Source organism: Actinoplanes sp. CA-252034 (genome assembly GCF_050956125.1).
Taxonomy (GTDB): Bacteria; Actinomycetota; Actinomycetes; order Mycobacteriales; family Micromonosporaceae; genus Actinoplanes.
This window is the reverse complement of the sequence record NZ_CP191846.1, coordinates 7,817,291-7,839,907: the sequence shown is the minus strand read 5'-3', so window position 1 is coordinate 7,839,907 and position 22,617 is coordinate 7,817,291. Positions and strand designations below refer to the sequence as shown.

Annotated in this window: 17 protein-coding genes and 1 pseudogene; 8 read left to right on the top strand and 10 right to left on the bottom strand. The window is 72.0% G+C overall.

Features of this window, described 5'->3' with window-relative positions; genetic code table 11:
- Positions 1-526 precede the first annotated feature (526 nt).
- On the top strand, positions 527-1,114 hold the full coding sequence (locus ACQPZW_RS35605; RefSeq protein ID WP_433790390.1) for a hypothetical protein: 588 nt from the start codon (positions 527-529) through the stop codon (positions 1,112-1,114).
- Positions 1,115-1,281: 167 nt separating this feature from the next.
- On the opposite strand, the gene ACQPZW_RS35600 is transcribed toward ACQPZW_RS35605, so the two are convergent.
- Entirely contained in the window at positions 1,282-1,746 is a 465-nt protein-coding gene (locus tag ACQPZW_RS35600; RefSeq protein ID WP_433790389.1) for a PPOX class F420-dependent oxidoreductase, read from the bottom strand.
- A 14-nt stretch (positions 1,747-1,760) separates the two neighbouring features.
- A complete protein-coding gene (ppgK, locus tag ACQPZW_RS35595; RefSeq protein WP_433790388.1) occupies positions 1,761-2,564 on the bottom strand; it encodes a polyphosphate--glucose phosphotransferase in 804 nt (267 codons plus the stop codon).
- A 245-nt stretch (positions 2,565-2,809) separates the two neighbouring features.
- Between ppgK and ACQPZW_RS35590 the strand changes: the two genes are divergently transcribed.
- Positions 2,810-3,601, top strand: a complete 792-nt coding sequence (locus tag ACQPZW_RS35590; protein WP_433790387.1) for a SigB/SigF/SigG family RNA polymerase sigma factor — start codon at positions 2,810-2,812, stop codon at positions 3,599-3,601.
- Positions 3,602-3,810: 209 nt separating this feature from the next.
- On the opposite strand, the gene ACQPZW_RS35585 is transcribed toward ACQPZW_RS35590, so the two are convergent.
- Both ACQPZW_RS35585 and ACQPZW_RS35580 read right to left on the bottom strand, forming a co-directional pair.
- On the bottom strand, positions 3,811-4,311 hold the full coding sequence (locus ACQPZW_RS35585) for a general stress protein (protein WP_433797718.1): 501 nt from the start codon (positions 4,309-4,311) through the stop codon (positions 3,811-3,813).
- Positions 4,312-4,589: 278 nt separating this feature from the next.
- Positions 4,590-5,498 carry a phosphatase PAP2 family protein gene (locus ACQPZW_RS35580; protein ID WP_433790386.1) on the bottom strand — a complete coding sequence of 303 codons (909 nt, stop codon included), beginning with the start codon at positions 5,496-5,498 and terminating at the stop codon, positions 4,590-4,592.
- A gap of 193 nt (positions 5,499-5,691) precedes the next feature.
- Between ACQPZW_RS35580 and gsmA the strand changes: the two genes are divergently transcribed.
- Entirely contained in the window at positions 5,692-6,792 is a 1,101-nt protein-coding gene (gene gsmA / locus ACQPZW_RS35575) for a sporangiospore maturation cell wall hydrolase GsmA (protein WP_433790385.1), read from the top strand.
- A 37-nt stretch (positions 6,793-6,829) separates the two neighbouring features.
- Positions 6,830-9,172, top strand: coding sequence for an ATP-binding protein (locus ACQPZW_RS35570; RefSeq protein WP_433790384.1), 2,343 nt, complete (start codon positions 6,830-6,832; stop codon positions 9,170-9,172).
- On the opposite strand, the gene ACQPZW_RS35565 is transcribed toward ACQPZW_RS35570, so the two are convergent.
- Positions 9,163-9,543 (bottom strand): response regulator, encoded by a 381-nt coding sequence (locus ACQPZW_RS35565; protein WP_433790383.1) that lies wholly within the window; start codon positions 9,541-9,543, stop codon positions 9,163-9,165. The two genes, ACQPZW_RS35570 and ACQPZW_RS35565, sit on opposite strands and share 10 nt — an antisense overlap.
- A 126-nt stretch (positions 9,544-9,669) precedes the next feature.
- On the opposite strand from ACQPZW_RS35565, the gene hrpA reads away from it, so the two are divergent.
- The 3 genes from hrpA to ACQPZW_RS35550 all read left to right on the top strand — a co-directional run bounded on the left by hrpA (position 9,670) and on the right by ACQPZW_RS35550 (position 14,824).
- Positions 9,670-13,572: an ATP-dependent RNA helicase HrpA gene (gene hrpA, locus ACQPZW_RS35560; RefSeq protein WP_433790382.1), complete on the top strand. Its 3,903-nt coding sequence runs from the start codon at positions 9,670-9,672 to the stop codon at positions 13,570-13,572.
- Positions 13,573-13,653: 81 nt separating this feature from the next.
- Complete coding sequence (locus ACQPZW_RS35555; protein ID WP_433790381.1) at positions 13,654-14,025, top strand: DUF6401 family natural product biosynthesis protein; 372 nt, start codon at positions 13,654-13,656, stop codon at positions 14,023-14,025.
- Positions 14,026-14,089: 64 nt separating this feature from the next.
- Positions 14,090-14,824 (top strand): LamG-like jellyroll fold domain-containing protein, encoded by a 735-nt coding sequence (locus tag ACQPZW_RS35550; RefSeq protein WP_433790380.1) that lies wholly within the window; start codon positions 14,090-14,092, stop codon positions 14,822-14,824.
- Between the two features lie 119 nt (positions 14,825-14,943).
- Here ACQPZW_RS35550 and ACQPZW_RS35545 read toward each other — a convergent pair whose 3' ends face one another.
- The 4 genes and pseudogenes from ACQPZW_RS35545 to ACQPZW_RS35530 form a co-directional block, all read right to left on the bottom strand.
- Entirely contained in the window at positions 14,944-15,186 is a 243-nt protein-coding gene (locus tag ACQPZW_RS35545; protein WP_433790379.1) for a hypothetical protein, read from the bottom strand.
- A 735-nt stretch (positions 15,187-15,921) separates the two neighbouring features.
- Positions 15,922-16,974, bottom strand: a complete 1,053-nt coding sequence (locus ACQPZW_RS35540; protein WP_433790378.1) for a cobalamin B12-binding domain-containing protein — start codon at positions 16,972-16,974, stop codon at positions 15,922-15,924.
- A 64-nt stretch (positions 16,975-17,038) separates the two neighbouring features.
- Entirely contained in the window at positions 17,039-18,700 is a 1,662-nt protein-coding gene (locus ACQPZW_RS35535; protein WP_433790377.1) for a PP2C family protein-serine/threonine phosphatase, read from the bottom strand.
- Between the two features lie 64 nt (positions 18,701-18,764).
- Positions 18,765-19,537 (bottom strand): annotated as a pseudogene (locus ACQPZW_RS35530) (exodeoxyribonuclease III).
- An 88-nt stretch (positions 19,538-19,625) separates the two neighbouring features.
- Between ACQPZW_RS35530 and ACQPZW_RS35525 the strand changes: the two are divergent.
- Positions 19,626-20,267: a hypothetical protein gene (locus tag ACQPZW_RS35525; RefSeq protein WP_433790376.1), complete on the top strand. Its 642-nt coding sequence runs from the start codon at positions 19,626-19,628 to the stop codon at positions 20,265-20,267.
- Between the two features lie 9 nt (positions 20,268-20,276).
- Here the strand turns inward: ACQPZW_RS35525 and ACQPZW_RS35520 are convergent, their stop codons facing one another.
- Positions 20,277-22,607 carry a putative bifunctional diguanylate cyclase/phosphodiesterase gene (locus ACQPZW_RS35520; protein ID WP_433790375.1) on the bottom strand — a complete coding sequence of 777 codons (2,331 nt, stop codon included), beginning with the start codon at positions 22,605-22,607 and terminating at the stop codon, positions 20,277-20,279.
- Positions 22,608-22,617: the final 10 nt, after the last annotated feature.

Below are 22,617 nucleotides of genomic sequence, written 5' to 3'. Positions count from 1 at the left end.
TCTCTATGACTTCTCCGCAGTGGAGTTTTTGAAACGACCGATCGCCGCTGTGTCCCAACCTACCGGAGGGGTAGCCCTACAGCGCATCCGGACGGGGCCGTGTGCCGCCGGAGAACATGACAATTTCACCTGTTCGCAACAGGCGTTCATCTCTCTCCGGCCGCGCGGGGGTGAGCGCTCCGGCCGCGCGGGAGTGAGCGCGCGCGCCGCGTGGGCGAGCAAGATCACGTTCCCGGTGCGGCGGCCTCTCGCGGCATCGACCGGCCCCAGCGGAGTCGCATCGCCGGACGTCGATCACGGGGGCGGCCGCCGGGTCCGGGCCCGCGAGGAGAAGGTGGCACGCCGGTGATGTCCATCGCGAACGTGCCGCCGCGACGGGAGTCCGCCGGCTGCCGTGGCCACGGGAGTGCGTCGGTTGCGCTGCGTTGCCATCGAGGAACCCGGCTCAAGAGCGCCCTCGAGTCACCGAGTTAATCCTCGACGCGAGCCGACGACCCGGCAAGCGCACGAAGGGAGGAGCATTAACGTGCCCGGACCGTCGACCGCACTGTCCCCGGTGATCGCCGCCAGCACCCACTGGCTGGCGCGGGCCTACCCGGGCGGCGAATCCAACACGGTGGCGCACACGCTCGCGGAGTTGCAGGCCCGGCAGGCCGTCACGGTCGCCGCCTGGCTGCGCTACCCCACCGAGATCGACGCCGCGCTCGTCGCGATCGCCGGCCCCGGCGGCTCCGCCGTCCTCGACTGGAAGGCCGGCAGCGAGCCCGACGACGAGTTCGCCGACGGGGAGGGCTGGCGTACCTGGGTCGACGAGGTCGTCGTCAGTTGGGCCGCCTGCCTGCTCGCCGACCCGCTCCTGGCCCGTCGCGGCGTCGACGCCGTCATCGCCGCCATCCCCGTCCCCGACCAGCGGCCGCGCCCGCACTCCCGGCGCGCCGTCACCACCGGGATGCCCAGCGAGTTCCGCCGCCTGCTGCAGCCCGACGTCCGCGACCGCGAGTCCGCCGTCCTGCTGCGCCACCCGGACCTTCTCGAGCCGATCGCGGCCATGCACCGCGACACGCTCCTCTATCTTCTCGACGCTGAGCAGGACCGCACCCCCCTGGCGGCCTGAATTCAGCAAACCCCCTCCCGGGGGCCGGGTGAAACACGCGACCGCCCGGTCCCGCCGGAAACGGGAGGGGTCCGAAGGCCGCAAGACCGGTGCCTCCTGTCCTCCTGGGCGCCGGTCTTGCGGCCTCTCCCTGTTTCCGGCCCCGCGCCGTCTCGCCGCGGGGTCCGTCAGTCGGCCAGGCGGGCCGGGAAACCGCCGGTGGCGATCGGCCCCCAGGACTCGACGGCCACCCGGATCAGGCACTTGCCCTGGTCGCGCATGGCCTGGCGATACTCGTCCCAGTCGGGGTGCTCGCCGGAGATGCTGCGGAAGTAGTCGACCAGCGGCTCGACCGCGTCGGGCAGGTCGATGACCTCGGCGACGCCGTCGACCTGGACCCACGGGCCGTTCCACTCGTCGGACAGGATGGTCAGGGTGACCCGAGGGTCGCGGCGGATGTTGGCCACCTTGGCCCGCTCGGGATAGCTGGAGATGACGATCCGGCCCTCACCGTCGACGCCGCACGTGTTCGGCGAGGACTGCGGGCGGCCGTCCTTACGGGTGGTCAGCAGGATCGCCCGGTGCCGTGGCCGCAGGAACTCGACCAGCTCCTCCCGGCTGACCCGGTTGTTCGTCGCGATGGTGCGTGCCATGTCCGCTCCTTCCGTCAGGCGTGGGCGGCCGGCTCGGCGGCGTCGACCGGAATGGCGCCCGGGTGCTGCCCGCCCGGACCGGCGGCGGCCTGGCCGGCGGCGATCGCGGCGCCGATGATGCCGGCGTTGTTGAGCAGCGTGGCTGGGACGATCGGGGTGCGGATGTCGAGCAGCGGGAAGAACTTCTCCGACTTCTTGCTCACGCCGCCGCCGACGATGAACAGGCGCGGGGAGAGCAGCATCTCCACATGGCGCAGGTAGCGCTCGACGCGGGCCGCCCACTGCTCCCAGCTCAGGTCCTCGGTCTCCCGGACGCGGTCGGAGGCGAGCAGCTCGGCGTCGGCGCCGTCGAGCTCCAGGTGGCCGAGCTCGGTGTTGGGCAGGAGCACTCCGTCGAGGAACAGGGCGCTGCCGATGCCGGTGCCGAAGGTCAGCATCATGATCAGCCCGGACTGGTCGCGCCCGGCGCCGAAGGCCACCTCGGCGACCCCGGCCGCGTCGGCGTCGTTGAGCACCGTCACCGGCGTGCCCAGCCGCTCGGTGAACAGGCGGGCGGCCGGCGCGTCGAGCCACGACTTGTCGACGTTGGCGGCGCTGCGGGTCACACCGTCGACGACCACGCCCGGGAACGTGACACCAATGCTGTCGAATCCGTCGAAGCGGGCGGCGACCTCCGCGACCGCCTCCACGACGCTGGTCACGTCGGCGGGCTGCGGGGTGGGCACCCGGAACCGCTCGGCGAGCAACTCGCCGACGGCCGGGTCGACCGGCGCCCCCTTCACGCCGGAGCCGCCGATGTCGATGCCGAGGATGGTCATCCGTCTTCCTTCGTCAGGTTGCGTTCGCTGATGCTGTGTACCACGTGCGGACGACATCGAATCCAGCGTCTCCCGGTACCTGTCGGGCGGACACCATAGGATGAATTCGCAGCGTGATGTCTTCGTTCACGCGTTGTCACTCATACTTTCAGCTAGGCGTCGCTAGGCTTCTCGGCTAGCGTTGCACTTCAGAACGGTCGCCGCGTGCGGGCACGGCTCTCTGCCCGTCGGATGGAGGACCACTCATGACCCTGCTGCAATCACCGACCGTCGATACGTCGCCGCCCGCCCCGTCGCCCACGGCGAGCGCGTCGGAGCTACTCGCCGCCATGGCCGCGGCGCCGGCCGGGCGTCAGCGCTCCCGCCTGCGGGACCGGGCGATCGAGGGCTGGCTGCCGCTCGCCCGCCACCTCGCGCACCGCTACTCCGGCCGCGGTGAGCCCACCGACGATCTCGTGCAGACCGCCACCGTCGGCCTCATCAAGGCCGTCGACAAGTTCGACCCCGAGCGCGGCGTCGACTTCGCCGGCTACGCCATCCCCACCATCATCGGCGAGATCAAGCGCCACTTCCGCGACCGCACCTGGTCGGTCCGCGTCCCGCGCCGCCTGCAGGAGCTCCGCCTCGCCATCACCGAGGCCAACGCCACCCTCACCCACTCCCTCGGCCGCTCCCCGCAGGTCTCCGACATCGCCGTCCACCTCGGCATCACCGAGGAGGAGGTGCTGGAGGGCCTGGAAGGCGCCCGCGCCTACAACGCCACGTCGCTGTCCACCCCGATCAGCGAGGACGGCACGACGGAGCTGGGCGACACCCTGGGCGGTGAGGACCGGGAGTACGAGATCGCCGAGACACGGGTGGCGCTCGGGCCCGCCCTGGCCACTCTCGACGAGCGTGAGCAGCGGATCCTGTCGCTGCGGTTCTACGGCAACCTGACCCAGAGCCAGATCGCCGACCAGATCGGCATCTCGCAGATGCACGTCTCCCGCCTGCTCACCAAGGCCTTGGCCAAGCTGCGTCGCGAGCTGACCGACTGAGACCCGGCGGCGGCGGACGGTGCTGAGGGCCCGCCCGGGGTGACGGTGACCGGGGTCCCGGCCCGGCGGTCGCCGGGCGGTCCCGCGCCGGGATCACGCCGCGCGGGAGCCACGGGACAGCCTCGATGCGGTCGAGGGCTCGTGTCCCGTACGACATGAGGGTGAAGAGGACGGCCCGCGGACCGTGAGGGGACCGCGGGCCGTGACGGTCACTTGGCGCCGCTGGCCCGCCAGTTCAGGCTGATCAGGAGGGTGCGCGCCTCGTCGGCGACGTCGGCGGCGGCGTGCACCTCGTAGGTGGCGGCCTGCAGCGAGCTGCGCGACGTGAAGTCGCGGCGGCCTCCGGTGGCGGCGTGGGCGATGGCGCCGAAGATCGCGCCCCAGACCGCGCCGATGGCCACCGTGGTGAACAGGACCGCCAGCCAGCTCGAGTCGCTGAAGATGCCGAAGAACAGGCCGATCAGCAGGCCGAACCAGGCGCCGCTGGCCGCGCCCGCGCCGGCTGCCCGGCCGATGGTGAGGCGGCCGAGGACGTTCTCGATCAGACGCAGGTCGGTGCCGACGATCGACGTCCGCTCGACCGGGAACTTGTTGTCGGAGAGGTGGTCGACCGCCTGCTGGGCCATCGCGTAGTCGGGGTAGGTGCCGACGACGGCGGTGGGCCCGGTCGCGAGGCCGGTGCCGGTCGTCTGGGCCGGGAGCGTCGGCACCGCGCCGGCCGGGCCGGGCGGGACGGGCGTCCCGGTGCCGTCGGGAGTGCCGGCCGGTCCCGCGGGAGAGGCCGGCGGAACGTCGTGGCCGGTGGAGGAGGCCGGCGGTACGGCGTGGCCGGCCGGCGCGGTCGAGCCGGTGGGGCCGGGCTGCGGCGGGATCGGCGCCGTCGGGAAGTCGGCCGGGGGGATCGCGGCGGTGGTGTCGGCCGGGGGGATCGCGGCGGTGGTGTCGGCCGGCGCGATGGGCGCGGTGGGGGAGTCGTTGGACGACGTGGTCATTTGGTGCCTCCCTGAAGGGGTGCGGGTTCCGCGGCGGTCAGCCTGACCCAGACGATGAACGTGACAGCCGTGGCGGCCACGATGCCGGCGGTGCCGGTGAGGAATGCGAAGCGCTCGGACACCAGGTCCGGGAGGGCGCGCTCGGAGAGGGCCACCGACGCCATGCCGAACACCCCGGCCGCGGTGGCGAGGAGACCGGCGACCGCCAGGGCGATGATGACCAGGCGGTTCGGCAGGTGGATGCGGCGGGACGGCCCGGTGCGGCGCAGGCGGACCCCGAAGACGGCGAGGGAGCCGCACGCCAGCACGATCAGCAGCGCCGCGATGACGTCGCTGGGACGGTGCCACTCGGCCCAGACGGTGGCCACCGCGACGATCGCCACGTAGCCGGCGCCGACCAGGCCCACCATGCCCCGCAGCGCCCGCGGGAAGACCAGCACCAGCACGAACGCGACCGACGCGGCGGCGGTGGCGTGACCGCTGGGCCACGAGTTGGGCGCCGGGAAGTCGTCGAGGAGCGGGCGGTCCAGGTTCGCCTTCAGCTGCTGGGTGATCAGGTTGGCCGCGATCACCACGAACACCGAGGCCACGGCCAGGTCGAGGCGACGGCGGACGACGCCGAACGCGGCGGCCAGGACACAGACCAGCGCGAGCGATGCGAGACGGGTGGCGTCGAGGGTACGGGTGAGGACCTCGATGACCCGCGGATGGTCGAAGTCGCCGCCCCGCAGCGCCGCGGTGTCGATGGCCTGGCCCAGCGGCGTGCCGACGAACAGGCGGTGCACGGCGTACGCCCCGCCCGCGGCGAGGACCGCGAGCAGTAGTGGGCTGACGGTGTGCCACGTGCTGCCCGTCGGGCGTTCGGTGGTTTCTTCGGTGACCGGGCTGGACGCGACGGCCGTCATCTAGGACCTCCTGCGGGCTGGCGATGCGGACACGCCTTTCCCCGTACGCCCGATTTCCAAGCGCCCTGTTTTCCGGACCGTCCGCAACGTGCGCGCACCCGATCGGGCCCGGTGGGCGCAACGCCCGCGACGGACCTTCATATCCGATGCCGACGGATACATCCGGCGCTGCCGGAACGAAGGGGACGTCTTCATGAGGCACACCACCCGACGACTGCTCATCAGCCCGCTGCTGGTGCTCGCCGCCGGGGCCGGGCTGGCCGGTTCACCCACCGCCGCGCAGGCGGCCGGGATCTCCGCGACGATCGACGTGAACAGCGAGCTCAAGGTGCGGTCCGCGCCGAGCTGGGCGGCCGGTGTGGTGGGCACGCTCGCCGACGGCCGCAGGGTCGCCGTGGACTGCGCCGTGACCGGTCAGAAGGTGAGCGGGAAGGTCCGCACCACCGCTCAGTGGGACCGGCTCACCGACGGCCGCTACATCTCGCACGCCTACGTCCGCACGTCGGCGGTGATCCCGGCGTGTGAGGCCAAGGCGGGCTCACAGGCGTACGTCAGCGGGAAGATCCGGACCCGGGACGGCGCGGTGAACGTGCGCACCGGCCCGTCGACGCTGAACGCGGTGGTCCGCAAGGCCGCCGACGGCTCCGCCGTGAAGATCGTCTGCGCGGTGACCGGCGCGAAGGTCGCCGGCACGGTACGCACGACCACCCTCTGGGACCGGCTGAGCGACGGCCGGTACGTGTCACACGCCTATGTGGTCTCGCCGACGGTGCGGGCCTGTCCGCCGGCCACTCCCGCTCCCACGGTGCCCGCGCTGACGCCGGAGCAGTTCATCGCGGCCGCCGTGCCCGGGGCGCAACAGGGCTGGCGGGAGTACGGTGTGCCGGCCTCGATCACCATCGCGCAGGCCGTCCTGGAGTCGGGCTGGGGCCGCAGCGGGCTGTCCGCGGTGGATCGCAACTACTTCGGCATCAAGTGCCAGAACGGCTCCTTCGGCCCGCACGCGAACGGCTGCCACGTCTACGAGACGACCGAGTGCGACAAGGCGGGCAAGTGCTTCGCCACGTCGGACGCGTTCCGCACCTACGCCTCGATGGGCCGCTCGTTCCGCGACCACGGCCACTTCCTGCGCAGCAACAAGCGGTACGCGCCGGCGTTCGCGTTCACCAGGGACGCGAACAAGTTCATCATGGCGGTGTGGAAGGCCGGGTACGCGACCGACCCCGACTACTACACCAAGGTAACGAAGATCATGACGAACTACGATTTGTACCGGTACGACACCTGGAAGTAATTAGCGGCTTACGCTCCTTATGGTGGGGCGACGAACGGTGGGGCGACGAACGGACGGAGCGCGGCGGGCCACCGGTCCGCTGCTCTCCGTCTTCGTGCTTCTGGTCGGACTGATCTCCACCATCCTGACCGCGGCCGGCCTCTCCTCGGCCCAGCAGGACACCGCCGCCCGGGAGATGGACAAGCGGCACGACACGGCGCTGGCGACGATCCGCACCGAGACCCAGCGGTACCGCCAGTTGATCGAGACCCTGGCCGCCGGGATCGTCAACGATCCCGAGCTGACCTGGGAGGACTTCGACACCGCGACGGGGCCTTTGGTCGACGCCGGGCTGCTCGGGGCGGCGCCCGTGGCGTTCATCGTCGCGGTGCCCACCGACGGCCTGGCCGAGGCGCAGCGGCTGTGGCGGTCCCGCGGCGCCCTCGGCCTGACGTTCCGCCCCGACCCGGCCGCCGACGAGCACTTCTTCGCTGTCTTCGTGCGCAAACTCGACGAGAACGAGCAAGGCGTGCGTTCCGGCGCCGACGCGGGCCTGGTCGAGCCGCTGGCCACCACGCTGCGCACCGCCCGGGACCGCCACCAGCTGACCGTGTCGGAGGCGTACGTGCTGATGCGCGACCGGCAGAAGCCCGCCGCCGAGCAGCAGCAGTCCTTCATCTTCGCCGCCCCGGTCTGGACCCGCGAGAACACCCCCGAGTTCCGTGGCTGGGTCGCCTCCGGCCTGCGCGGCGGCACCTTCCTCGACAAGATCCTCGGCCCGCTGGGGCAGATCTCCGGCGAGCTGATCTCGGTCGACGAGGACCAGACCCGGCACACCGTCGCCGAGTGGACCGGCGAGGGCGAGCGGGACCTGACGCGGACCGGGACCGTCGAGGTCGGCCCGGGCCAGAACTGGATCCTGGAGACCCACGGCGACTCGCGGCATCTGGCCGGCGCCGGATGGTATCTGCCCGCGGTCGCGCTCGGTGGCGGGCTCACCCTCACCTCGCTGCTGGCGTGGTTGGTGCACGTGCTCGCGACCGGCCGGGCCCGGGCCCGCGCGCGGGTCGAGGAGGCCACCGCCGACCTGCGCGAGACCGAGGCGGCCAGCCGCCGCCAGGCCGAGCTGCTCGGCGCGATCATGCTGACCATCAGCGACGGCGTCATCGTGGTCGACTCGCGCGGCATGATCCTGTTGGAGAACCCGGCGGCGAAGGAGCTGCTCGGCGTCGCCGGCTTCCCGGACCGGCCGGAGGAGTGGCAGGAGCACTTCGGCGTCTACCACCCGGACGGGCGGACACCGATGCCGCTGGCCGAGATGCCGCTGTTCCGCGCGCTCAACGGGGAGACCGCCGACCGCGTCGAGGTGCTCGTCCGTAACCCGGGACGACCAGAAGGAGTGCTGCTCAGCATCGACGGGCGGCCGCTGGACCCGAGCGCCGGCGAGCACGGGGCGGTCGCGGTCTGCCGGGACATCACCGAGCTGCGCCGCTACGAGTCGGACCTGGCGATCTTCGCGGGGGTGGTGGCGCACGACCTGAAGTCGCCGCTCGCGCTGATCCGCGGGCACGCCGAGCTCGTCCTCGACGACGTGCCGGACGGGTGGCCGGAGTCCGGCGGGGTCCGTGAGGGGCTGTGGCGGATCGTGCGCGCGGTCGAGCGGATGGACGCCCTGATCGAGACGATGCTGGCGTACACGACCGCCCGCGACGCGCCGCTGCGGGCGGTCGCCGTCGACCCGGCCCCGATGATCCGGGAGATCATCGAGGAGCGGATCGGCGGGCTGAGCACCGGCCGGCCGGCCCCGCAGTGGTCTCTGGACCCGCTGCCACCGGTACAGGCCGATCCGGCGATGCTGCGCCACGTCCTGGACAACCTGATCGGCAACGCGATCAAGTACGTGCGGCCCGGCGGCACGCCCCGGGTCGAGGTGACCGGCAGGCCGGCCGGGCCGCAACGGGTGCGGATCGAGGTCGCCGACGCCGGCATCGGCATCCCGGACGCCGACAAGCCGTACGTCTTCGAGACGTTCCACCGGACCGAGGCGGCCGCCGGCTACGCCGGGACCGGTCTCGGCCTCACCATCTGCCGGCGCATCGTCGAGCGTCACGGCGGAGAGATCGGCGTCACCGACAACCCCGGCGGGGGTACGCGCTTCTGGTTCACCCTCCCCGCCGCCGAGATCACGGAGGACAGTGACATGACCGGTAACGACACCAGTGGGCCCGAGGACGACGAGGCCGTCCGCGAGGCCCTGGAACGCGCCCTGGCCGAACGCGCCGCCCTGATGGAGGCCGCCCGCCTGCCCGGCCTGGCCATGCCGTCCGGCACCGCGCCCGTCGCCGAGCCCGGCCGGCTGCGCGCGCCCGTCCCGGAACGGCAGCGCCAGGATCAGGGCTGACTTTCGGACACCACACGGGGCGGCAGCAACCGGGCGATCAGCGCCAGCAACTGCGCCGGGACGAACGGCTTGAGCAACGTGGCCGAGGCGCCCGCGTCCTCGGCCAGGTTGTCGCCGGGCATCAGCGATCCGCTGGCCACCACGATCGGGATGTGCCGCAGCGCGTCGTCGGCACGGATCGCCCGGCACAGGTCGAGGCCCGTCATGTTCGGCATGTCGACGTCGGTGACGACCAGGTCGGGCTGGTGCTCACGGATCGCCGCCAGCGCGGTCCGCCCGTCGGCCGCGGCCACGACCCGGTGGCCGGCCCGTTCCAGCGAGCGTTTGAGCACGTACCGGATGTCGTCGTGATCCTCCGCGACTACGATCACCGTCGGCCCCGTTCTGTCGTTGCGTGTGTGGCGTCATCCGATATATCGAGAGACGGTGGCCCCGGGACACGGGGCGGTGTTAATCACCAGGCGTTTACGGCCGCTTGCGCCTATCCTTGGCCCGCCATGTCGATAACGCCTGTCGCCACCCTGCGTGCCCAGATCTCCGAGCTGCTACCCCGTGATCAGCGGCGGCTCCAGCGCCGTCTCGACGGGACCAGGCGCATCCGTGACGAGGACGCCCGGTCGGCCGCGCTCGCCGAGATCGCCGCCGAGACCGAGCGGGCCCGGCTCCGGCTGGACAGCCGCATCGCGTCGGTGCCGCGCATCACGTACCCGCAAGGCCTGCCGGTCAGCGCCCGCAAGGACGACATCGCCGCCGCCATCCGTGATCACCAGGTGGTCGTGGTGGCCGGTGAGACCGGTTCCGGCAAGACCACCCAGATCCCGAAGATCTGCCTGGAGCTGGGCCGGGGGGTCCGCGGCCAGATCGGGCACACCCAGCCGCGGCGGATCGCGGCCCGCACGGTGGCCGAGCGGATCGCCGAGGAGCTGGACCGGCCGCTCGGGTCGACGGTCGGCTACAAGGTGCGGTTCACCGATCAGGTGAGCGACGACACCATGGTCAAGGTGATGACCGACGGCATCCTGCTGGCCGAGATCCAGACCGACCGGATGCTGTACCGGTACGACACGCTGATCATCGACGAGGCGCACGAGCGCAGCCTCAACATCGACTTCATCCTCGGCTACCTGCGTGACCTGCTGCCGAGACGGCCCGACCTCAAGCTGATCATCACGTCGGCGACGATCGAGACCGAGCGGTTCGCCCAGCACTTCGCCTCGGCCGGGGGCGAGCCGGCACCGGTGATCGAGGTGACCGGGCGGACCTACCCGGTGGAGGTCCGCTACCGGCCCCTGATCACGGTCACCGAGGACGACACCGAGGAGCCGCGGGACGTGATCGACGGCATCGCGGACGCCGTCGACGAGCTGCCCCGCGACGGCGACATCCTGGTCTTCTTCTCCGGCGAGCGGGAGATCCGCGACACCGCCGACGCGCTCGCCAAGAAGAACCTCTACAACACCGACGTCGTCCCGCTCTACGGCCGGCTCTCCGCCGCCGAACAGCACCGGGTCTTCGAGCGGCACAGCGAGCGCCGGATCGTGCTGGCCACCAACGTCGCCGAGACGTCGCTGACGGTGCCCGGGATCAAATACGTGATCGACCCGGGCACCGCCCGGATCAGCCGCTACAGCCATCGGCTCAAGGTGCAGCGGCTGCCCATCGAGCCGGTCTCGCAGGCCAGCGCCAACCAGCGCAAGGGCCGATGCGGGCGTACGTCGGACGGCATCTGCATCCGGCTCTACTCGGAGGAGGACTTCGAGCAGCGGCCGGAGTTCACCGAGCCGGAGATCCTGCGTACCAACCTGGCCTCGGTCATTCTCCAGATGACCAACCTGGGCCTCGGTGACCTGCAGAAGTTCCCCTTCATCGACCCGCCGGACCAGCGCAACATCACCGACGGCATCAAGCTCCTGGAGGAGCTGGGGGCGCTGGAGGACCGCAAGCTCACCCCGATGGGGCGGCAGCTCGCCCAGCTCCCGGTCGACCCGCGGCTGGCCCGGATGGTGATCGAGGCGGACCGGCAGGAGGTCCTGGCCGAGGTCATGGTGATCGCCGGCGCCCTGTCGATCCAGGACCCGCGCGAGCGCCCGGCCGAGAAACAGCAGCAGGCCGACGAGAAGCACGCCCGGTTCGTGGACAAGGAATCGGACTTCTTCAGCTATCTCAACCTGTGGCGCTATCTGCGTGAGAAACAGCGGGAACTGTCCGGAAACCAGTTCCGCCGGCTCTGCCGCAGCGAGTTCCTGAACTATCTGCGGGTGCGGGAATGGCAGGACATCTACTCGCAGCTGAAGCAGGTCGCCCGTACCCTCGATCTGTCCCTGAAGGAGGACTGGGAGGCCGGCGTCGCGCCGCAGCCGGTGCACACCGCCCTGCTCGCCGGGCTGCTCAGCCACATCGGCCTGAAGGATCAGGAGAAGCGCGAGTACATCGGCGCGCGTGGCGCCAAGTTCGCGATCTTCCCGGGCTCGGCGCTGTTCAAGAAACAGCCCCGCTGGGTGATGTCCGCGGAACTCGTCGAGACCAGCCGGCTATGGGGCCGGGTGAATGCCCGGATCGAGCCGGAATGGGCCGAGAGACTCGCGCCGCACCTGGTCAAGAGCAGTTACAGCGAACCACACTGGGATCGCAAGATGGGCGCCGTGATGGCGTTCGAGAAGGTGACCCTCTACGGTTTGCCGATCGTGCCGCGCCGCCGGGTCGGATATTCGCGGGTCGATCCGGTCGCCTCCCGGGAGCTGTTCATCCGGCACGCGCTCGTCGAGGGCGACTGGGACACCCACCACCGGTTCCTCGCCGAGAACAAGCGGCTCCTCGACCGCATCATCGAGATCGAGAACCGGGCCCGACGGCGGGACATCGCCGTCGACGACGAGACGGTGTACGCCCTCTACGACGCGCGAATACCGGCCGAGGTGGTGTCGGCGCGCCATTTCGACGGCTGGTGGAAGAAAGCGCGCCACGACGATCCGGAGCTGCTGACCTTCACCCGTGACGACCTGGTCAACGCGGGCCGGGACACCGTCGATCCACAGGCCTTCCCGGATGCGTGGATCAGCAACGGCGTGCGCATGTCGCTCTCCTACACGTTCGAGCCCAACACCGCGCACGACGGCGTCACCGCGACCGTCCCGATCGAGCTGATCAACAAGATCGACGCCGACGACTTCGGATGGTCGGTGCCGGGCTTCCGCAAGGAGGTCGTGATCGCGCTCATCCGGGCCCTGCCCAAGCACCTGCGGACCAGCTTCGTGCCCGCACCGGACTGGGCCGAGGCCGTCCTCGACCGGGTGCCGGCCCGGCGCGGGTCGCTGCCCGACGCCCTCGGCAACGAGCTGCGGCGTCTCACCGGGACCGTGGTGCCGCGCGACGCGTGGCGGCCCGACCAGGTGCCCGATCACCTGCGGATCAACTTCCGGGTCGTCAACGAGGCCGGCGAGACCGTCGGTGAGGGCCGCGACCTCGACGTGCTGCGCCGGCAGCTGGCGCCCAAGGTGCAGGCCGTCATCTCCAAGGCGGCCGGCAACCTGGAACGGCGCGGGATCACCGTCAACGACTTCGGCGTGCTGCCCCGGCGGGTCGCCCAGGTCCGTGGCGGCTACGAGGTCAACGTGTGGCCGGCGCTCGTCGACGAGGGCGACAGCGTGGCGATCCGGGTCTTCGAGGACGAGGCGTCGCAGCGGGTCGCCATGGTCGCCGGGACGCGCCGGCTGCTGCTGCTCACGTTGCCCCCGGCCGCCCGGTTCCTGCAGGGGCGGCTCGACAACCGGGCCAAGCTGGAGCTGTCCCGGGCCAACCCGTACCGGTCGATCGCCGAGCTGCTCGACGACTGCGCGGGCGCGGCCGTGGACCGGCTCGTGGCCGAGGCCGGTGGACCGGTGTGGTCGTCGGTCGAGTTCGCGTCGCTGCGCGACACCGTGCGGCAGGACCTCGTCGACGCGGTCGCCAACCTGGTCACCCAGGTGCAGGCGGTGCTGTCCACGGCGTACGACGTCGAGCAGCGCCTCAAGTCGCTGCGGGATCCCTCGCTGCTGCCCGCCCTGGCCGATATCCGGCAGCAGCTCAAGGGCCTGGTCCATCCCGGGTTCGTCACCGAGGCCGGGTGGCGGCAGCTGCACCAGATGCCCCGCTACCTCAAGGGCATCGTGCACCGGCTGGACCGGCTCGGCGGCAGTCTCGGACGGGACCGTCAGCTCACCACGCAGATTCACGAGATCGAGGCGGAGTACCGCGAACTGAGGAACTCCACGCCCCCGAACGGTCCCGCCGAGGAGGGATTGCGGGAGATCCGCTGGATGATCGAGGAGCTGCGGATCAACTACTTCGCACAGGCGCTCGGCACCGCTTACACCGTCTCCGACAAGCGCATATTCAAGGCCATGGACGCTCTGCCGCTGTAGTCGGTTGCGACTCGGTGCACCCTTGGTGCCGTTCGGTCACGCCTCTGTCGTGGCCGTACGGCGACCATTAGGTTTCTCGGCATGACGAATTTCGCCGCCCCGATCGCCGCCGTTTCCGCCGCCCGTTCCGCCGGCGCCTACCTCGACGACATGATGGCCCGGGTCGGCGTCGACGGTCTCACCGCCGCGTTCGCCGAGCCCGCCCTGCTCGCCCGCCTCGACCAGCACGCCGCCGCGGTCCGTGAGGCGCTGCTCGACGCCGGCCGGGTCACCGACGCCGAGGGGCTCGCGGCCTACGCCCGGTCGCTCGCCGCCGGCGCCGTCCGGAGCGGCCGCCCGCTGCCGGAGCCCGGCTTCGCCCCGATGTCCGGCGCCGAGTGGCTGGCCGCCGGGTTCCCGCTGCTGCGACTGGTCGCGGTCTGCCTCGTCGCGGAGGCGGAGGGACTTCTCTGACTCGTTAGATCTACATTTTAAGGCATTTAGTGCAACAAAACGCCCAATAGTCCATCTTCTTCTCATGAAGATCCTCGGGCTCTCGACCCTGACCGCACTGCTCACCCTGCCTCTGCTCGGCGCTCCCGCGATGGCGGCCGACGACCCCGTCGGCCCGGCCCTCGTCGCCCGATACAACTTCGACGGCGGCGCGACCGCCGGCAAGATCTCCGACCTCTCCGGGCGCGGCACCGCCCTCACCATCCGCGGCTCCGCCAACGGACAGGTCGCCATCGCCTCCGAAGGCGCCAACCGGTTCGCGTCCTTCCCCGGCGTCTGCGCCGCCGGCGCGACCACCTGCGCCAAGGCTCTCCTCGAAGCGCCCGACGACGCCGACCTCGACCCGGGCACCCGCAACATCAAGTGGGCGGCCAGCGTACGGCTCACCACCGGCCAGCTCAGCGGCAACGCCAACGTCATGCAGAAGGGCGTCGCCAACGTCGAGAGCCAGTGGAAGATGCAGATCACCGGCCGCAGCGGGCGCGCCCAGTGCGTCCTGGTCGCGCGCACCAGCGGCCAGACGTTCTCCGTCATGTCCGCCAACCCGGTCGCCGACGGCAACTGGCACCGGGTGGTCTGTGAGCGCGCCAACGGCGCCCTCACCGTGACCGTCGACGGGTCCGCCGGCGGCAAGGTCGCCGTCCCGGCCACCGTCGCCGTCGACAACACGATGCCGCTGCGCGTCGGCGGGCCCAACTTCGCCAAGGACAGCGACATGTACCACGGCCAGATCGACGACATCTACGTCCAGGTCGGCTGATCCTCCGAACCCGATGCCCGGCGCCGCGCCCGCGACACCGGCGTCAGTGCCTCCGGGACACGGAGATGCCCGGCGCCGCATGCGTGCGGCGCCGGGCATCGGCGGTATGCGGTCGCGGCCTAGCTGCGGCGGAACGCGTAGGAGCGTCCGCCGGAAGCGTTACCGGCCCGTCCGGCGTGATCGCGGCCCGATCGGTCCCGGGCTGCCTGACGGGCGTCCCGGGCGCCGTGGTGTGCCGTCGCGGCATCACCCTGCTGGTCGTCGGCGGCTCCCGAGCCGATGGCCGGGCGCAGCGCCGCGGCGATGTCCCGCTGGGCGATCTCGTCGAGGTCCAGGTGCACGGAGAACGGTTTGGCAGGCATGAGCTACCTCCTTGCGGCTCCCGCTGGGGGAGCGGGAAGCGACCGTGCGTCACGGGCACGGTCGGCGTGAATGCGCATTTCGGCGACGGCGGAACCCGCGACGCCCGGGATCGGTCTCCCGGCGAGAGCGGTGAACGGCCGTGAGCCCGGGCGCGGCGCGAGGCCACCACCCGGACGTGCCACCACGGAACGGAGAGAACGCGCGAACCATCCCACTCCGGCCGGATCGGCATGCGGAGAACAACGCGGCCCGGCGGCCCCGGCGCGAGATGCGGCGGGTTGCGGGCGGCGGTCGGGACGGCATCACAGCATGGCGCCCACGGTAATCCGGCCTTCGCACGGCCGCCACCGATTATCTCGTACGCCCGGCGCCGCCCCCGACCGCAACGATCGCGTCCCTGACCACCGCGCGACGTCCGCGTCGCTCACCGACGCGGCGCGCCTGACGGGCGTGGCCCATGGTCACCGCCGGCCCGTCCCGCCGCCTCCCCGCCCCGGCCGGAGAGCCTCGGTGATCGAGCTCCATGTGCGGGCGCTGCGCGAGCAGATCCGCCTGATCGGGTACCGGCGGCCGGGCGAGTTGATCTGGTCCACCGGCGTACCGCGGTGTCGATGTAGCCCGACGGCTCGTACCGCTGCCAGTGCTCCGCAACCTGAACCTCCCGGAGTGCGGTGGTCAGCGCAGCCGCCCGTTCCTCCCGTGATTGCCGCACGCTCATGAGGCGATGATGCCCGTCAGGTGCGGGGGAGCGACTGCAGGGCCGTCGTCAGCATCGACGTGGCGGTGGGGAAGTCGACCAGCTGGTCGCTGATCAGCGTCAGCCCCTGGCGCAGGGCCGTCGACGGGATGCTCCGCGAGCTCAGGACCTCGGCTGTCCAGCTGACGAAGTCGAGGAAGATCTCCGGCTCGCCGACGTAGAGGGCGGCGGCCAGGAAATCGGCTATGTGGCCCATGTCCTCGCTGGTGGACTCCGCCTGGACCGGGTCGTAGTCGCGGGCGGGAGGATACACCGTGGGGAGCCGGTCCATGGCGGTCGCGATGAGCTGCGGGCGGCAGCGGGCCAGGTGCGTGTACTCCTCGTCGCCGAGGAAGGACTCGTCCTCCGGCAGAGGGAGGTCGGTCACGTTGCGCGGGGGCCAGTCGGTGGCCAGGCGGGTGACGGCCTCCTCGCCGGTCGCGGCCCACGCCTGGGCACCCAGCCGTTGCGCGTAGCGGCCGCCCGGACCGAAGCCGCGGCCTCCGGCGATCACCGGCAGGCCGGCGGCGCGGCAGGCGGTGATCGCGGCGTGTGCCCGCGGGAGACGGGTGGGGAGCATGCAGCTCAGCGCCACCGCGTCGGGGCCGGTCTGGTGCAGGTGGACGATCAGATGGCGGCCCGGGACGTTGGCGCCGAGGAAGTCGATCCGCCAGCCGTCCAGGCGCAGCAGCTCGGCGAGCATGCGGGCGGGCAGGCCGTGCCATTCGCCGTCGACGCAGGCCAGGGCGATCCGGCCGCGCCTCGGAGGGACGGTGGTGCGAGCGGCGACGGCGGCCAGGGCGCGTTCGCCGACGGCGGTGGCGGCGTGCTCGCGGGCGACCGTCCACTGGTTGGCCGCCCACAGCTCGCCGACACGTCTCTGGGCGCCGCCGATCAGGTCGACGATGATCCGCTGGGCCGGGACGCCGTCGGCCAGGAGGCTGCCGATCAGCTCGGTGGCGCCGACCTCGTCACCGTCGGCGACCAGGCCGAGGTAGGCGTCGGCGATGGGCGCGGTGATCGGCGTGAGGGTGCCGCCGGGCGCGGTCACGAGCGTCCTCCGGCGGCGGCGCGGGTCTCGGTGAGGCCGTCCTGGGCGGGTCGTGACGAGACGGTCATGGACGGGTCCGGGGGCGGCGGTCGCCACGGCGGGCGGCCGCCACATACGGCGACGGGGTGGGTGCTCCGCCGCCACGCAGGCTCAGCGGGGTGCGGGACGGCGCGCGGACCGCGAGCATCGCGATGTCGTCGGAGCCGCCGCCACGGATCCAGTCGGCGACGAGCTGGCGGATCCGGTCGACGGTGGCGGCGCCCGGCATGCCGCGGCACTCGGCGAGCGCCTGGTGCAGACGGTCCTCGCCGAACTGCTCGCCGCCGGACGGGCCGCCGCGCGCCTCGGTGAGGCCGTCGCTGTAGAGCAGGCACAACTCGCCGGGCGCGAGCTCGACGGTGGCCGGGTGCACCACCGTGCGGGGAAGGACGCCGATCAGGGTGCCTCTGGTCGGAACCTCCTCGACGCTGCCGTCGGCGCGCAGCACCAGAGGGGCGGGATGGCCGCCGCTGGCCAGCTCGAGCCGGACCCGGCCGTGGTCGGTACGCCGGACGGAGCCCACCACCATGGTCACGAACCGTGGCTGGCGTGCGGACTGCAGCAACGCCTCGTTGAGCACCGTCAGCATGGCCGCCGGCTCGGTCCGCACCAGGCGCAGCGCGCGCAGCGTCTGGCGGACCTTGCCGGTGAGGAGCGCCGCCTCCGGGCCGGTGCCGCACACGTCGCCGAGGGCGATCATCGTGTCGCCGTCGCCCCCGGCCGGGCCGAACACGTCGTAGAAGTCGCCGCCGATGCGCAGCGCGTCACCGGCGGCCTGGTAGGAGCCGGCCAACTCGAAGCCGTCGGGCTGCGGCAGCTCCGGCGGCAGCAGGTCGGCCTGGAGGACGGCGGCGGTGTCGACCTGCTCGCGGTAGAGCACGGCCGCCGCGATCGCCGCGCCGGCACGGGCCGCGAACACCCGGGCCAGCGCCTCGTCCTCGGCGGTGAACACGGCACCGGGGCCGCAGCGGGCCAGGATCAGCGCCCCGGCCGGCTCGGCGTTGCCGGGCAGCGGGATCGCCAGCAGCGCGCCGACCGGGCCGAACCCGGCGGGCACCAGCCAGGCGGGCGCCTGCGCCGGGTCGAGCCAGCGGCTCGGGATGGGCGGGAAGCCATCGAGCGCCTCGACCAGGCCGGGCACCTCGCCGAGCTGCGGCTCCCGGAGGGTGCCCTCCTCGATCGGCAGGCCGGGCAACAGCCGGGTCCAGTCGCTCTGCCGATGCTGCGGGGGCAGCACCACCACGGCTGCGTCGGCCAGATGCGCGGCGGCCAGCTCCACCGCCGTCCGGGCGCAGCGGCGCACGTGCAGCGACGCGGACAGCCGTCGGCCCGCCTCGGCGAGGAACGCCGTCCGGGACCGCTCCCGCTCCAGGGCGGCGGACTCGGTCCGGTCCCGCAGGAACCACGCGTAGTGCCCGTCGGCGACCGTGCGGCGCGTCCCGGACAGCCGGCGGCCCGCGTGCTCGGTCTGGAACGAGTCGGCGCCGCCGGTCGGCAGGGGCGCGCCGGCCGGGTGGCCGGGGAGCGTACCGGGCAGCAGCCGGCGGGCCGCCGCGTTGGCCATGACGACCACGTCGCCGGCCGTCTCGCACAGCACCACGGCCTCGGCGGCGGCGTCGAGAACGGCGGCGAGCAGGGCGGGTGCCGGCGTGACCGCCGGAGCAACCGCCGGTGTTCGGGATGTCATCGCCGCCTCCTTCCGTTTCCCCGTCGACCCGTGTGAATCGGCCTCAGCCTACGTGCACCCGTGGTCAGGCGGTCAGGTCGACCACGATCGGGGCGTGGTCGGAAGGCCCTTTGCCCTTGCGGGCCTCACGGTCGACGTACGCGTCGGACACCCGTGCGGTGACGTCGGCGCTGCCGTAGACCAGATCGATCCGCATGCCCTTGTTCTGGTGGAACATCCCGGCACGATAGTCCCAGTAGGTGAACGGGTGATCACCCTTGAGCGGCCGGGCCGGCACGTCGGCCAGCCCGAGGTCGCGGATCGCGGCGAGCGCGGCGCGTTCCGGCGGTGTCACGTGCGTGGAGCCGGCGAAGCGGGTGACGTCCCACACGTCGGCGTCGGTGGGCGCCACGTTGTAGTCGCCGGCCACCACCAGCGGCCCGGCCTCCAGGTCGGGGACGAGGGCGTCGCGGAGGGCGGCGAGCCACTTCAGCTTGTACGTGTAGTGCGGGTCCTCGGGGTGCGGCCGTTCGGCACGTACACCGACATGAACCGGATGCCGCCGCAGAGCGCGCTGACCGCCCGCGCCTCCGGGTCGGGGTATCCGGGCTCCCCGGCGAAACCGCGGCGCACGTCGTCCAGGCCGATCCGGGAGAGCACGGCGACCCCGTTCCAGCGGCCCTGGCCGTACGCCGCCGTCGCATACCCCAGCTCGGCGACCTCCCGCTCCGGGAAGCCGTCGGCGGTGACCTTGGTCTCCTGCAGGCAGACGACGTCGGGGGCGGTGCCGGCCAGCCAGTCGAGCAGGCGGGGCAGGCGTGCCTTGACCGAGTTGACGTTCCAGGTGGCGAAGCGCATACCCGCTTTCTACCCGGTGAATTGCCGGAGTTGCCCTCGCGGGGCCGGGGTCCCTGGAAGGTTTGTCGTCGAGAGAGGGGGCGACGACGTGCGCTTGGAGATCATGCCCGAGCTGCCGGCCGAGCTGTTGGACGAGTCCTGGGACTTCTACCAGGACTGCTTCAGCGACCTGCAGTATCTCGCGGTCAACCGGCACCTGATGTACCGCAGCGAGTTCGACGAGGTGATGGCCGACAAACGGATCGGCAAATACGTGGCGCTGGACGACGAGGACGGCGCGGTGATCGGCATGGGCACGCTCACCAACGAGCTGGAGTCGATCCCGCTGATCTCGGCGGAGTACTTCAAATACCACTTCCCCGAGATGTACGAGCAGCGCCGCCTGTTCTACTGCCTGTTCGCGGGCTCCGCGCTGGGACACCGGGGCCAGGGTGTCTTCGTCGCGTTGCAGCGGGCCATGTACGCCCCGATCGGCGAGGTGGACGGCAAGGTGTTCTTCGACATCTGCTCGTACAACGAGGAGCGCCACCAGCTGCCCCGGATGATCGCGGTGATCCTGAGCCGGGCCGCCGAGGCCGGGCGGGCCCAGCCGACCCGCCTGGACGCGCAGTCGTTCTGGATGTACGAGTTCCCGAAGAACGACGCCCCGTTCCGGCGGGAGGAACGGCGTTCCGGGTACAACCGGGGCCGGCGGGACGGCGGGGAGGACCGCCGGGTGGCCCGGGTCTGACGGCGGAGCTCAGTGGGGCCGGCGGTGCCGGCCCGACGGATCCGACAGGATCGCCGGCAGGTGTGGCGCGCGCACGATGGCGTCCCGCCAGCGCTCGGCGAACTCGGCGGCCGGCACCGCCGCGCCCCACAGCCAGCCCTGCCCGTTGACGACGCCGACCGCCCACAGCGCCTCCCGCTGCAGCGGGGTCTCCACGCCTTCGGCGATCACCGAGAGGCCGAGGGCGTGGCTCATCGCCACGACGGCGCGGACGATCTCGTCGTCCTCGTGGTTGACGCCGAGACCGGTCACGAACGAGCGGTCGATCTTGACGCCGGTGACCGGGAAACGGCGCAGGTAGCCGAGCGCCGAGAAGCCGGTGCCGAAGTCGTCGACCAGCAGCTTCACGCCGAGCTCACGCAGCTCGAAGAGGACCCGTGAGGTGACGCTGGACCCGTCGACCATCACCGACTCGGTCATCTCCAGGGCCACGCACTGCGGCGGCACCCCGTACCGGAGCATCTCCCCGGAGACGATCAACGGCAACTCCGGGTCGGACAGCTGACGCGGCGACACGTTGATCGACAGGTAGAAGTCGTCGGTGACGGTGCCCTCCGAACGCCACACGCCGAGCTGGCGCAGCGCCTCCTTGCGGACCCAGGTGCCGATCGCGTTGATCAGCCCGGCGTCCTCGGCGATCGGGATGAACGTCATCGGCGGGATCGGCCCGCGCTCCGGGTGCACCCACCGGACCAGTGCCTCGGCCCCGAGCGGGACTCCGGTCTCCAGGCGCACCAGGGGCTGGTACGCCACGTACAGCTGCTCGTCGGCCAGCGCCTGCCGCAGCGCCACCTCCAGCTCGATCCGCTCCCGGACCTGGGCGTGCATGCTGGTGTCGAAGATGGTGGACCGGCCGGGCCCCTCGGCCTTGGCCCGGTACATCGCGGTGTCGGCGTCACGCATCAGGGCCTCGGCGGTGACCGCGGCGTTGACCGGGTCGGCCTCGGCGTGCGAGATGCCGATCGACGCGCTGATCACCACGTCGTGGTCGCGGACCGGGAAGGGCCGGGCGAAACAGCCGCGGATGTCGTCGACCAGGCGCAGCGCCCCGCCCTTCTCGCCGATGAACCCGAGCAGGAACTCGTCGCCGCCGACCCGGGCCACCGGGATGTTCATCGGCACGGCCGCCCGCAGCCGCCGCCCCACCTCGATCACCAGCTGGTCGCCGGTGTCGTGGCCCCACGAGTCGTTGACCCACTTGAAGCCGTCCAGGTCGAGCATGTAGACCCAGACCCGATCGTGCCCCTCCGGGTCGGCCACGGTGACCAGACGGGCCACCTCCGACGACATGGACTGCCGGTTCGGCAGGCCGGTGAGCGGGTCGTGGGTGGCCTGGTGCTCCGAGCGCAGCTGGGCGGCGACCTGGGCGCGGACCGCGGAGACGGCCCGGATCAGCAGCAGCGCGACCGACAGGGCGCCGGCCACGGCGATCAGGGCCCGGCCCGTGGTGGACTCCGAGACCGGGGTCGGCAGCAGGGCGAACGGCACGGCCAGCGCGGGCAGCAGCAGCGACAGCCGCGGCCAGGACCAGGCCTGTGCGGGCGGTTTCGCGGCCCGGCCCATGTCCACCACGGACGGGTGCAGCGCGGCCACCCCGAGTGCCGTGTACGCGAGCATGAACGGCACGTTGAGCAGCGGCGACGCGTAGACGTTGCCGTCCACTCCCTCGATCGCGTAGGCCAGGTCGCCGGCGAAGATGCCGACCATCATCATGATCAGCGCGATCAGGCTGACCGGCCAGTGCCTGGCGGTGAAGGTGAGGTTCACCATCAGCAGCACGACCATCACGTCGACCAGCGGGTACATGCCCTGGATGACGGAGAGCAGCACGGGCCGGCCGGGAACCTCGGCGGCGGGCAGGGCCAGCAGCAGGGCGCTCGCGACGCCGGCCGACAGGCACACGGTCAGCCCGTCCAGCAGGGCGTGCCGGTCGAGGCTGCCCCGGCGCTGCAGCAGGATCAGCACGAACGCGGCGAGCAGCAGATAGCCGCTGAACGAGGCGAGGTCGGCGAGCAGCGGCCACGGCATCGCCATCTCGCTGACCGTGGGGCGGATCAGGACGCCGATCATGAACGTGATCGCGGCGGCGGCCATCGACCGCCAGGCCGACGGCGGTTCGGCGTTCCAGCGCAGCGGCCCGACCACACAGGCGGCCATCACGGTGACGGCGAGCAGGGCGAACGCGGTGTCACCGGTGGAGGTGGACGGGAAGAGCACGTAGAGGACCGTGGCGATGACGCCGACCGCGGCCATGATCTGCCAGAGCCGGCGGGCGATTCCCGGCGGGAGTACCGATCGCACCGGGCATTCC